The following is an 11,759-nucleotide window of genomic DNA, read 5'->3' as shown; positions in this document are numbered from 1 at the left end:
GTGCCCAACCAAACCACCCTGCGGTCAGTCCGCCCTGGCGCACTTGCGTGCGCGATTGCTCTGGGGCTTATCCCGCTCGTCAGTCAGGCCAACACTGTCAGCACCGAGCAAATAAGCTTTCACATCTACGACATCCCGGCACAACCCTTGGCAACCGCATTACTGGCGTTCAGCAACCAATCAGGCCTTCAGGTCAGCGCGCCGTCAGAATTGCTGACTGCTCATCAGGCGCCAGCCATTAAGGGGCAGCTGTCGGTTCTGACTGTGCTTGGCATGCTGCTGGAAGGCAGTAGCCTGAGCTGGCAACTCAGCGACGACGACACTGTCATCATTCTTCCGCAGCAACTGATTCAATCCGACGCCGCCGGTGAGGTTCGCTTGCCCACCATCCAGGTCCTTGCCGAACACACGTCCAGCCCCTACCAAAGCAGCAACACCTTGCTCCGTTCAGTAATCGAGGCCCTGCCGGCAGGCAACGGTGACATCACCAGCCTGCTTAAAACCAACCCAGCGGTGCAGTTCGAGAACAGCCAGCAAAGCAGCCGCACGCCAGGCGAAATCAGCCCGGCCGATATCAGCATTAACGGAGCCCAGTTCTATCAAAACGCCTTCATCGTTGACGGCATGAACATGAACAACGATATCGACCCGGCGCAGGAGGACACCCCCTACCGCCTGTTTGCGGTGCCCGGCCGCAGCCAGGGTCTGGCGCTGGACACCGATCTGCTGGAAGAGATCGAAGTACTCGACAGCAACGTGTCCGCCGCATACGGCGGGTTCAACGGCGGCGTAGTCAATGCCCGCACCCGCGACCCCAGGCGCGAGATGTCCGGCAGCCTGTCCTACCAGATCACCCGCTCGGAGTGGACCGAATACCACATTGACCCAGTGGAAGCCGACGACGTTGAAAACGCCTCCTCCTGGGATGACGGCCAGCCGGAGTTCGAGAAAACCACGGTGCGCGGTACTCTGGAAGGCTACCTGAACGACGACTTCGGCCTGCTCGCCAGCTTCAGTCAGAAGCGTTCGGAGATCCCGCTCAGCTTCTATTCCTCACACCTGGTCGATACCTACGGCTACCGCGAAGAAGAACAGACTCGCAGCATCGACAACTACTTTCTCAAAGGTATCTGGCATGCCTCCGACCGCCTGACCCTGCGTGGCAGCGTCGCCTATGCGCCAGAAGAGGCACAGTACTTCCGCTCAAACATTGCCAACTCGGACATCTACATCGAGTCTGGCGGCACTCAACTCAACCTGGAAGGGGTTTGGCAGGGAGACAACCTCACCCTCACCCAGAGTCTGGGCTGGAACCAGCTGGAGCAGTCTCGCAACCCGGACTTTGACGATTACTACGCCTGGCGCACCTCGGAAAGCAAATGGTGGGGCACCGGAAACAGCACGCTGGAAGGCGAGTTTGGCGATATCGAACAGCAGCAGTCCGGCTGGCAGTACAAGCTCGACGCCGCAGCGAAACCCATCAACTGGCTGGCCAGCGAACACCGTCTGCGCGGCGGCCTGGAGATCGGCGAAGACGAGGTCTTCTACGAACGCACCAGCGAAAGCAGTACCTATGTCACCCCCCGCGAAACCGACACCTGTACCAACAGCGCCGGCCAGCAAGTCGACGCCTGTTCCATGGGCCTGACCAACAACGGCTGGGCCGGCCAGTACATGAGCCGCCGCACCCGATATGCCGCCGGCGACTTCAGCTTTACCACCCTGAGCTGGGGCGCCTGGCTTGAAGACGATATCCAGATCGAACAGCTGCGCATCCGCCCGGGCGTGCGGATAGACAGCGACAACTACATGGACCAGACCACCATCGCTCCGCGCTTTGCCGCAGAGTACGACCTGTTCGCCAACGGTAATACCCTGCTGCAGGCCGGTGCCAACCGCTACTACGGCCGTAATATCGCCGCCTGGCGCCTGCAGGAAGGCCGCAATCAGTTGCGTTACAATAGTGAAACCCGGGCATCGATTGACGACGACTGGACCGTCGGCACCCAGGCACAAAACCAAGTCAGCTTCAGTCAGCTGAATATTGCCTACGACGATGAGCTGATGCTCGGCGTGGTACAGCGCTGGAATAATCTGGAGTTCGGCCTCAAGTACGTCAACCGCAAGGGGCGCGATCAGGTCGTTCAGGTCAGCGGCGAAACCCTCGGTGAGCCGTCCACCGATCCGACGCTGGATGACGACTACACCACCTGGGCTAACGAAGGCAAAAGCGAAACCGACATCATCACGCTGATGGTCACGCCGCTGCAGGCCTATTCGCTTTGGGGCACCAGCACCAGCGGCCAGTTGGCACTGGACTGGACCAACAGCAAGAGCAGCGCTCCCACCTATTTCGATGACAGCGCCGGCGAGCTGTACTACGAGAACCCGTATATCTCCTACCAGGGCAAGTTCATCCGCTATGCTGACCGCCCGGCCGATAACTTTACCCGCCCCTGGACCGCACGCCTGACCACCATCACTCAGGTACCGCAGGCCAACCTGATCTGGAGCAACTTCTTCCGCTACCGTGCCGACTACAGCAAAGTGGCCGATACTGGCGAGAACATCGACTATCAGGGCGTCTCTGTCGACGTCTGGGAAGTACAGGATTACGGCGGCGCGCTGACCTGGGATATGCGTCTGGCATGGGCGCTGGATCTGCCAAAACAGCAGGAGGTGTTCGTCAACGTCGACGTGTTCAACGTGCTAAACGAACGTAGCGCCGCAGAGGTATCCAGCAACAACACCGTTACCTACGAAGTCGGACGGCAATTCTGGCTGGAACTGGGCTATCGATTCTGAGCCATGTTTATGCACACAGGTTTCATTGTCGCAGCCCTGCTTGCGGTGCTGGGCTCCGGGCAGTCCCGCGCCGCCGAACCCTGCGACCTGAGCACAGCCGCCTGTCTGCGAGCGCACTACAGCGCACCGCAGGCGCAATGGCCACCGGCGCAGATTGACGCCGGGCAACCACAGCAGGACCTGGCCCCGCTGCCGGTCCTTCCTGCTCTGGACCCTGCACGTGTGGCGCTGGGCGCAGCCCTGTTCAGTGAGCCGCTGCTGTCGCAGGCACGCGACATTGCCTGCAGCAACTGCCACGACCCACAAAAAGCATTTGCCGACGGGCTGCGCGTCTCTCCCGGGCATCAACAACAACTCGGTACACGTAACACGCCAAGCGTGGTTGCCGTCGCGCTGATGGAGTCATTGTTCTGGGACGGTCGCAGCCCCAGCCTTGAAGACCAGGCGCTGAAGCCAATTGAAGCCCCGCATGAGATGGCCGCCCGGCTGCCTGAAGTGCTGCAGCGGCTCAATCAGCACCCGGAGTACCGCCAGCGCTTCGCTGCTGCCTTCGGCGACTCGCCCGTGGACGCCATCAAGCTGGCCAGCGCCCTGGCCGGCTTCCAGCGCAGCCTGCTACCCCAAGACCGTCCGCTGGACCGCTTTCTGCGCGGCGACACCACCGCACTGAGCGACCAGCAACTGCAGGGGCTGCATCTGTTCCGCACCAAGGCCCGCTGCCTGAACTGCCATCAGGGCCCGGCCCTGACCGATCAGCGCTTCCACAATCTGGGCCTGACCTACTATGGCCGCAAATATGAAGACACTGGCCGTTATCAGGTGACCACTAACCCAAACGATGTGGGTAAGTTCCGCACGCCATCTCTGCGTCTGGTCGCCCAGACCGGACCCTGGATGCACAACGGCCTGTTCCCTGATCTGAGCGGGGTGTTGCACATGTACAACGCGGGCATGCCGCAGCCTCAGCCTGCGGTGCATCAACAGAAAGACCCGCTATTTCCGGAAACCTCCAAGCTTCTGCGACCGCTAGGATTGACCAGCGAAGAGCTGGACGCGCTGGAGGCCTTTCTGCACACACTGTAATCGATCAGAAAACAACCAGCGTTACGCAGGCGCCGGTCTGTATACGATTGCCCCGGATATCCTGACGTTATCCACAGCCTCATCCCCAGCTTCTGTGCACAACGGGTGACAAGCCCCCAGCAGCGTGGGATGCTCCACCACCAGATCAGGAGTCAGCATGTCACCCAGCCCATCCAAGCCACCAGCACTGCATCCGCGCAACCGCTACCAAGGCCGCTACGACTTTCCCCTTTTGGTCCGCAAGTGCCCGCCACTAAAGGCTTTTATCCGCCAGGGCAAAGGTGGACAGACGACCATCGACTTTACTGATCCGGCCGCTCTGCGCTGCCTCAATGGTGCGCTGCTGACCCACTGGTACGGCATCAACGGCTGGCAGCTTCCGGAAGACGCGCTGTGCCCGCCCATCCCCGGCCGCGCCGATCTTATCCACCACTTGGCGGATTTGCTTGCAAGCAGCCACGATGGCGTTATCCCCAAGGGCGCGAGCCTACGCGGGCTGGATGTGGGCACCGGCGCGAATCTGATTTATCCCCTGATCGGCAATGCTGAATACGGCTGGCAATTTGTTGGCAGCGACATTGATGCCGACGCGCTGCGCAACGGCGAGCAGATCATTGCAGCCAACCCGGCTCTGCAGCCACAGATCGAGCTGCGCCGACAGTCCGAGCCGCAACAGATCTTCAACGGCATCATTGCAGCCGACGAGCTGTTCGACTTTACCGTCTGCAATCCGCCGTTCTACCGCAGCGCCGAAGAAGCCCGACAGGCCAATCAACGCAAGTGGCAGGGGCTGGGCAAGGCTCCGGCGGGACGCAACTTCGGCGGCCGTGCCAACGAGCTGTATTGCGCCGATGGCGAGAACGGCTTTCTGCAGCGCATGACAGAACAAAGCAAGACGCACGCGTCACAGGTGTTCTGGTTCACGACGCTGGTCGCCAGCGTCGGCAGCCTGAAAACGCTACCCGAGCAGCTGCGCGCGCTCGGCGCCACCGACGTACGGATCATCGACATGGGCCAGGGCAACAAGCGCAGTCGGCTGCTGGCCTGGACCTTCCTCGACAAGAAACAGCGTCGTGCATGGCGTCGGGCGCGCTGGCCCGACACGCGAATCTGAACAGCCAGTGCCGACCTCGATCACCGGCCGGAACCGAACGGTCGTCACTTAGGCAAGCAGCGCCCTGATCAGGCGGGAAGAGCGCCGCATGACTCTGGTATGATGGCGCCTTCCTCTGCCCAGACGAACCGGAACCATGACCGAGCTATCCCCTACCCTGCAGCTGGCCTGCGACCTAATCTCCCGCAACTCCACCACCCCAGAAGACGCTGGCTGCCAGCAATTGATGGGCGAGCGACTGGCGGCAGTTGGTTTTCAGCTGGAGCCATTGCGCTTCGGCGAGGTCGACAACCTGTGGGCGCGACGCGGCAGCGAAGGCCCGGTGCTGTGCTTTGCCGGCCACACCGATGTGGTGCCGACCGGCCCGGTCGAGCAATGGCAGACCAACCCGTTTATCCCGCAGATTCATGACGGCATGCTGCATGGCCGCGGCGCAGCCGATATGAAGGGTAGCCTTGCGGCGATGGTCGTGGCGGTCGAGCGCTTCGTTGCCGCCCACCCGGAGCACAAAGGCTCCATTGCCTTCCTGATCACCAGTGACGAGGAAGGCCCGGCAACCGACGGCACCGTGAAGGTGGTCGAAACCCTGGTCGAGCGTGGCGAGAAGGTTGACTGGTGCATCGTCGGCGAGCCCTCCAGTACCGAACTGGTCGGCGATATCGTCAAGAACGGCCGCCGCGGCTCGCTCAACGCCCGTCTGGTCATCCGCGGCAAGCAGGGCCATGTGGCCTATCCGCATCTGGCGCGTAACCCGATTCATCTGGCCGCCCCTGCACTGGCTGCGCTGGCTGCCGAGGTGTGGGACGAAGGCAATGCGTTCTTCCCGCCGACCAGCTTCCAGATTTCCAACATCCACTCTGGTACCGGTGCGACCAACGTGGTGCCCGGCGAGCTGGAAGCGCTGATCAACTTCCGTTTCTCCACCGAATCGACCGTTGAAGGACTGCAGCAGCGCGTATGCGACCTGCTGGATGCCCACGGCCTGGAGTACGAGCTGCACTGGACGGTGTCCGGTCTGCCCTTCCTGACTGAACCCGGTGCCCTGCTCGACGGCGTCTCGGCAGCGATCAAACAGGTCACCGGCCGCGAGACCCAGCCGTCGACCTCCGGCGGCACCTCCGATGGCCGCTTTATCGCGACCATGGGCACCCAGGTGGTTGAACTCGGTCCGGTGAACGCGACGATTCATCAGGTCAACGAGTGCATCAAGGCCGATGATCTCGACCTGCTGACCGACATCTATCAGGTCACGCTGGAACGGTTGCTGACCTGATGCTGCAACTGATCTGCCCACACTGTCATGCCCCGCTGAGCAACGTTGAGCGCCAATGGCGCTGCCCGGCCGGCCATAGCTACGATCAGGCCCGCCAGGGTTACCTGAATCTGCTGCTGGTGCAATTCAAGAACAGCAAGCAGCCCGGCGACACGCCGCAGATGCTGGCCTGCCGTCAGGCGTTCCTCGACGCTGGCCACTACCAGCCGGTAAGCGATGCAATCAATCAGCTATTTGCCGAATCCAGCCCCCAGACCCTGCTTGATATGGGCTGCGGTGAGGGTTACTACACCGAACGCCTGGCCCGCACCCTGCCCGACACCGCTATCGGTGGCTTCGACATCAGTAAGGACGCCATCATCAAGGCCTGCCGGCGCAGCCGCAGCATCCGCTGGATGGTAGCCTCCAGTGCTCGCCTGCCAGTTGCCGACCAGAGCCTGGACGCAGCCTTGAGCGTGTTCAGTCCGTGGTCTGCAGATGAGTGTCTGCGTACAGTCAGACCCGGCGGCCGCGTGCTGATCGTTGGCCCGCACAGCGACCATCTGCTGGCCCTGCGTGAGCGGCTGTACGACCAGATCCACCCAACGCCAGCACTGATCAAGACACTGCCGGACGGCCTGCGCATCGCCTCGGAGCAGACCCTGCGCTATCCTTTGCAACTGACAAGTGAGGATCTGGGCAATCTGATCGGCATGACGCCGCACGGCGTACGCAGCCGCCCCGAACGCCAGCAGGCCATCGCCGAGCAAGGTATTGAGGGCCTCGAAGTGGCCATGCAAATGATCATGCTGGAACGTTGCTGAGACCACTAACACGCCAAGGAGTAGCCGTGCGCCAACCCGATATCGAAATCTACCTGCGCGACGACCACGTAGCAGACCTGCTGGACTGGCTGCACAAGGTCATGGGCCCGTTGACGTTGGACGAACCCAAAGGGCTAACCCAGCATGGCGCCCTGCATGCAGACCAGACCATTCCGCTGATGGTAGTACGTAAAGCGGCCGGAAAATGGGCGAGTATCTGGTTCGACAGCGACGCGACCCCGTGGGAGAGCGATCGCGACTGCGCCCGAGCAGTGCACGCTGCACTCGGTCACGAAGTACGCTGCTCGGTAGGCGGCTGGGAAGAGGCTGATGGCGAGGCCGATGCCGACCGCTGGCTGAAGGTCAACGCCGACGGCGAACAAGAATTTCTATGGGCCCAGTAAGTGACCTATCTGCCAGACCTTGACCGCTTCCACGTTATCATGGTGGCGAGCAGCTGCGTCATTGTGGCGCTAGCGGTGGTGTTGCACTACGAGGTGCTGTCACGCCTGCACCGCTTTCTCGACGTCACCAAGATGGGCGAGCGGCCGCGCATCCTGACTCTGATCTTTGTGCTGCTATTCACCCATATCGCCGAGATCTGGCTGTTCGGTCTTAGCGCCTTCTTCCTGCTGCAAATGCCTGAGCAAGGCGGTATTGTCGGCCTGGAAAGCATTACTCTGTTCGAAACCATTTACCTATCCGCAACCACCTATACCACTCTTGGATACGGCGACCTGACACCGACCGGACACATCCGCTTTCTCTACGGCACCGAATCGCTGACAGGGCTGGTTCTGGTCACCTGGTCCGCCTCACTGACCTTCATCGAACTGCAAAGACAGTGGCAAGGGCGACGTCGGCATCCTTGAAACAGCGTCACCGGCCCCCCATCAATAGGGTATTGTCGGAGGAACCATGATGCTGATCTGCTGCCCCCATTGCCAACGCAAGAATCGACTGGACGCCAGTCGCCTCTCCGCCGCTCCCGTCTGCGGCGCCTGCAAGCAACCGCTGTTCAACGGCCAGCCCATGGCTGTCGATGCGAACGGGTTCGCCCGTCATGCCGGTGCAGACCTGCCGCTGGTAGTCGATTTCTGGGCAGCCTGGTGCGGACCATGTCGACAGTTCGCGCCCACCTTCAGCCAAAGCTGCAGCCAACATGAACCCCGAGCGCGCTTTCTCAAGGTCGATACCGAGGCTGCGCCCGATCTGGCCGCCCGTTTCGGCATTCGCAGTATTCCGACGTTGCTGATTGTGCATCAGGGCAAGGAAGTTGCACGGGTGAACGGTGCGTTGCCGGCTGGCGAATTTGACCGCTGGCTGCGCAGTCAACTGCCTACAGCAGGCTAAAAAACAGCAAAACAGCTCCGCAGCGCAAGACTACCCGCGCCGGGAAGAAGCGACGGCTGCCTGGCGGCAGCCGCTCAATCAAGATATGGGCGGTTACAGCTTGGTGACATCATCCGCCTGCAGGCCCTTCTGACCCTGCGAAACGGTGAACTCAACCCTCTGACCTTCTACCAACGTGCGGTGACCGTCACCACGAATGGCACGGAAGTGCACAAACACATCCGGGCCGGACTCGCGCTGAATGAAACCAAAACCTTTGGCATCGTTGAACCACTTCACGGTCCCCTGCTCACGCTCTGCCATTACCACATTCCTCGTCGTACCTGATCTGTTCCGCTGTCCGCCCGCGGACAACGCGTGCTCAATCGCCAGGTGCACGCACCCGGAGATCGTTTTTCGAGTCTAGTTCAAGGTTTCAACGCTGCAAGTTGCGCAAGGAAAGCGGCAACCGCCCGAACGGGCGGCTGCCGTGGGAAGGTCAGTTCTGTGCCGGCTGCGCGGCGGTGTCTTCGGCCGGCTTCAGGTCGGCATGGCGCAGCACCATGCGATCATGCTGAGCCACCCCCAACTGAAACGCCCAGCGTGGATCAGCGTTGACTGTCAGTGGATTCTCATCACTCTGCCCCAGCCCGTCGATGGTCAGCCAGTAGGCCCCGCCGAGCTCGTAGAGCGACGCTTCCAGCGTCGCACCAGACCAACTGCTCAGTTGCATCGTGAGCACCGGCTCCCCCAGCTGCAGCGCAGTACGCAGCGATACGTTCTGCGCCCGTAGGTCCGCCAGCGCCAGCACCATCGAGTTCAGCTCACGCTCGTGCCCGTTGGCCTCGCCATCGGTCAGCTTGAAGTTGTAATCCCCCTCGCTGGCCTTGTCGAGCTGCAGCTCCTCGCCATCGCTATAGCGCCAGTGCGCTGTAGCAATCTGCTCCAACGGGATCTGGCTAACCTGCAGGTCAAGCCAGTCCTGCGGGTTGGATGACATGCTCAGCGCCCGGTTGACCAGCCAGACCTGGTCCTGATCGGTAAAACGAACCAACTGGTCACTGCCGACCTTATTGCCGAACAGTACACCAAAGCCGCCATCGGCCGCCTTGATGCTGACCCGCAGAGCGCTGTCGTTACCTTCACCTTCGGTCAGCCCCAGGCGCTGGTGATACTCGGCATTGCTTGTCTTTGCCTCGATCACTCGCGCCTCGCGTAGCGCCAGCAGCAACGCCGCCAGCCGCTCCCGCTGCAACAGAAACTGATCTCGGCTGGCAACGGTCCAGGCCTCGCCATCACGCTGCAGCACAACCTGCTGAGCGCCATGAGCCAGTTCGATCTGCTCGACACCAGCCAGCAGCGCCAGTTGCGCTTCGTCCAGCAGTGGGTGACTTTGCAGATCAGTCACCCGATCACTGTTTCGAACCTGCAGAGCAACGGCAACCATCGCCACTGCCACTACCGCCAATGCGATAAGAATAATCCTGCGCATGTTGTCTCCTCAGCGTTTGCGGCGAATGCGGCCCAGCAACCACCAGAACAGCACGCCCAGTGTCAGCAAGGCGGGTACTGCCGCGGTATTCAGCCACTTCAGCTTGGTGCCCAGCTCGTCAATATCGGCGTTCAGCTGGTAGCGCACATCACGCAACTGCTTGCGGATCGCCACCTTCTCATCGAGAAAGGACTGAATGGTGTCCCGCTGCTCGGCGGTCAACTCGGTCAGCTGGGTAGGGTCCTGCCCCTGCTGCAGCTGAGCCAGTTTCTGGTCCGTTTCGGCCAGACGCTGCTGCAGCCGTTCCTCGCTGGCACGGAACCGGCTCTCGGCCTTACGCTGCAGCTCTTCTACTACCGTGAACGGGCGGCTGAAGTCACCACGCGAGCGGACACTGATCAGCGCATCCGAGCCGGACAGGTTATCCAGCGCATTGACCAGCAGGCCGGCGTTCTCTGCCCACGGCTGGGCGATGCGCTGGCCAAACAGATCGCGCACCTGGGTCCACATGCGGTCAGTCAGCATATCGGTGTCGGCAATGACCACCACATTGATGTTGTCCGCCTGTGTAAGCCCCGGCTCATGCCCTTCCATTCCCTGCGGATAGGCCGTCTTGGCCGGCCCCTGCAAACGGGCTGCCAGAGTGTAGACATTATCGTCTGGAGTGAAGCCCTTGAGCAGGTCTTCCGGGTCGCGCAGAGCCGAGAATGCTTCACTTGGCACCAACGCACTGAGGGCCGTGCTCTGCATCAGCGGGGTGAATTGAGTCTCGCTGCCTTCCACAGGCACCAGTGCGCCACCAGTGGCATAGGTCAGCAACTGCAGCGGCGCAGTAATGGTATCGTCCGAGTTAATCTGGTCTGCTTCCACTTCCAGCCAGCCGATATGGCGCGCCGGGCGCTGGCCAGGGCCACGCCCCACTGCCATCCCCTGCTGGGCGTCCACCACCACCTTGGTCGGATCGTAAGCTACGCCCCAGACCTGCAGCAGCGGCCCGAGATCGGAAGCCTTGCCGTCGGCCATGCCTTCGATCATCGCCTCCATACCCTGATCCGCCTCGGCGAAGGGGTCAACGTAAGCGAGCAACTTGCCGCCGCGCAGCACGAACTGATCGATGGCGTAGAGAGCCGCTTCACTCAGTGCCTTGGGATGAATCAGCAGCAGTACGTCGATGTCATCAGGAATGCTGTCGATGTCCTCGGCCAGCGGCTTGACATCAAACACCTGACGCACCTGCTCCAGCGACATCCAGGGCGCATCGGGTTGCTGAGTATAGGGATTCATGCCGCCGTCCACCGGCAGGCCGGAAATCAGGCCGACCTGAGGCTTGTCCGGCTTGGCCAGGGTGCTCACCAGACGGCTCAGCTCATACTCGAGCATGCCTTCCTGTTCCAGCGCAAAGAACGGAATCACTTCGCGCTGGGCCAGTTCGTTGGTGCCCGCCAGACCGAAGTACAGCGACTCCCCGCCATCGCTCAGCGGAATCGCCTGCAGACCAAATTCAGCGGCACGGTCTTCGGCCTCGGAGAACGGCTCCGGATCAATAATATGCAGACGAATCTTGCCGTCAGCACGGCGCTCGTACTCCTTGAGCATTTCCTCGACCCGGCGCTGGTAGTTACGCAGCACGGTCAGATCCTTGCTCGCCGAGTCAGAGAAGAAGAAATACAGATCAATCGGCGAGTCGAGCTCGGCGAGGACCTGCTTGGTGCCATCAGACAGGGTGTACAGTTTCTGTTCTGTCAGGTCCAGACGCGCGCTGGGGAACAGGACAGTGGTAGCCATGTTGAAGGCAAAGAAGGCCAGCAGCAGTACCAGCAGGCCGGCACCGGAATACATTAAACGTTTCATCGTGTT

At 61.4% G+C, this 11,759-nt stretch carries 11 protein-coding genes; 8 read left to right on the top strand and 3 right to left on the bottom strand.

Features of this window, described 5'->3' with window-relative positions; all coding sequences use genetic code 11:
- From ACKPCU_RS07155 to trxC, 8 genes are all read left to right on the top strand, one after another.
- Positions 1 to 2,805 carry a TonB-dependent receptor plug domain-containing protein gene (locus tag ACKPCU_RS07155; RefSeq protein ID WP_321350977.1) on the top strand — a complete coding sequence of 935 codons (2,805 nt, stop codon included), beginning with the start codon at positions 1 to 3 and terminating at the stop codon, positions 2,803 to 2,805.
- Between the two features lie 3 nt (positions 2,806 to 2,808).
- On the top strand, positions 2,809 to 3,888 hold the full coding sequence (locus tag ACKPCU_RS07150) for a cytochrome-c peroxidase (RefSeq protein WP_321350975.1): 1,080 nt from the start codon (positions 2,809 to 2,811) through the stop codon (positions 3,886 to 3,888).
- A gap of 157 nt (positions 3,889 to 4,045) precedes the next feature.
- Entirely contained in the window at positions 4,046 to 5,002 is a 957-nt protein-coding gene (rlmF, locus tag ACKPCU_RS07145) for a 23S rRNA (adenine(1618)-N(6))-methyltransferase RlmF (RefSeq protein ID WP_321350973.1), read from the top strand.
- A gap of 136 nt (positions 5,003 to 5,138) precedes the next feature.
- On the top strand, positions 5,139 to 6,275 hold the full coding sequence (dapE, locus tag ACKPCU_RS07140; RefSeq protein ID WP_104736956.1) for a succinyl-diaminopimelate desuccinylase: 1,137 nt from the start codon (positions 5,139 to 5,141) through the stop codon (positions 6,273 to 6,275).
- Complete coding sequence (locus ACKPCU_RS07135) at positions 6,275 to 7,078, top strand: putative RNA methyltransferase (RefSeq protein WP_321350971.1); 804 nt, start codon at positions 6,275 to 6,277, stop codon at positions 7,076 to 7,078. The genes dapE and ACKPCU_RS07135 overlap by 1 nt, the downstream gene beginning before the upstream one ends.
- Before the next feature lie 26 nt (positions 7,079 to 7,104).
- Positions 7,105 to 7,482, top strand: coding sequence for a hypothetical protein (locus ACKPCU_RS07130; protein ID WP_104736954.1), 378 nt, complete (start codon positions 7,105 to 7,107; stop codon positions 7,480 to 7,482).
- Positions 7,483 to 7,950 carry a potassium channel family protein gene (locus ACKPCU_RS07125; RefSeq protein ID WP_211287062.1) on the top strand — a complete coding sequence of 156 codons (468 nt, stop codon included), beginning with the start codon at positions 7,483 to 7,485 and terminating at the stop codon, positions 7,948 to 7,950.
- A gap of 46 nt (positions 7,951 to 7,996) precedes the next feature.
- Entirely contained in the window at positions 7,997 to 8,431 is a 435-nt protein-coding gene (gene trxC, locus ACKPCU_RS07120; protein WP_321350968.1) for a thioredoxin TrxC, read from the top strand.
- Positions 8,432 to 8,524: 93 nt separating this feature from the next.
- Here trxC and ACKPCU_RS07115 read toward each other — a convergent pair whose 3' ends face one another.
- From ACKPCU_RS07115 to ACKPCU_RS07105, 3 genes are all read right to left on the bottom strand, one after another.
- On the bottom strand, positions 8,525 to 8,734 hold the full coding sequence (locus ACKPCU_RS07115) for a cold-shock protein (protein WP_104736952.1): 210 nt from the start codon (positions 8,732 to 8,734) through the stop codon (positions 8,525 to 8,527).
- Positions 8,735 to 8,909: 175 nt separating this feature from the next.
- Positions 8,910 to 9,902: a DUF4340 domain-containing protein gene (locus ACKPCU_RS07110; RefSeq protein ID WP_321350961.1), complete on the bottom strand. Its 993-nt coding sequence runs from the start codon at positions 9,900 to 9,902 to the stop codon at positions 8,910 to 8,912.
- Between the two features lie 9 nt (positions 9,903 to 9,911).
- On the bottom strand, positions 9,912 to 11,753 hold the full coding sequence (locus ACKPCU_RS07105; RefSeq protein ID WP_321350959.1) for a GldG family protein: 1,842 nt from the start codon (positions 11,751 to 11,753) through the stop codon (positions 9,912 to 9,914).
- Between the last annotated feature and the right edge of the window lie 6 nt (positions 11,754 to 11,759).

Origin of the sequence: Halopseudomonas oceani, from assembly GCF_963677335.1 — a bacterium.
Taxonomy (GTDB): Bacteria; Pseudomonadota; Gammaproteobacteria; order Pseudomonadales; family Pseudomonadaceae; genus Halopseudomonas; species Halopseudomonas oceani.
The sequence above is the reverse complement of the archived record's forward strand: the minus strand, read 5'-3'. Positions and strand labels throughout refer to the sequence as shown.

What these genes read in the sequence shown, in the direction of transcription:
- ACKPCU_RS07135 (WP_321350971.1), top strand. Translation starts at nt 6,275, where the DNA reads ATGCTGCAACTGATCTGCCCACACTGTCATGCCCCGCTGAGCAACGTT.
- ACKPCU_RS07115 (WP_104736952.1), bottom strand. Translation starts at nt 8,734, where the DNA reads ATGGCAGAGCGTGAGCAGGGGACCGTGAAGTGGTTCAACGATGCCAAA.
- ACKPCU_RS07110 (WP_321350961.1), bottom strand. Translation starts at nt 9,902, where the DNA reads ATGCGCAGGATTATTCTTATCGCATTGGCGGTAGTGGCAGTGGCGATG.
- ACKPCU_RS07105 (WP_321350959.1), bottom strand. Translation starts at nt 11,753, where the DNA reads ATGAAACGTTTAATGTATTCCGGTGCCGGCCTGCTGGTACTGCTGCTG.
- rlmF (WP_321350973.1), top strand. Translation starts at nt 4,046, where the DNA reads ATGTCACCCAGCCCATCCAAGCCACCAGCACTGCATCCGCGCAACCGC.
- ACKPCU_RS07150 (WP_321350975.1), top strand. Translation starts at nt 2,809, where the DNA reads ATGTTTATGCACACAGGTTTCATTGTCGCAGCCCTGCTTGCGGTGCTG.
- dapE (WP_104736956.1), top strand. Translation starts at nt 5,139, where the DNA reads ATGACCGAGCTATCCCCTACCCTGCAGCTGGCCTGCGACCTAATCTCC.
- trxC (WP_321350968.1), top strand. Translation starts at nt 7,997, where the DNA reads ATGATGCTGATCTGCTGCCCCCATTGCCAACGCAAGAATCGACTGGAC.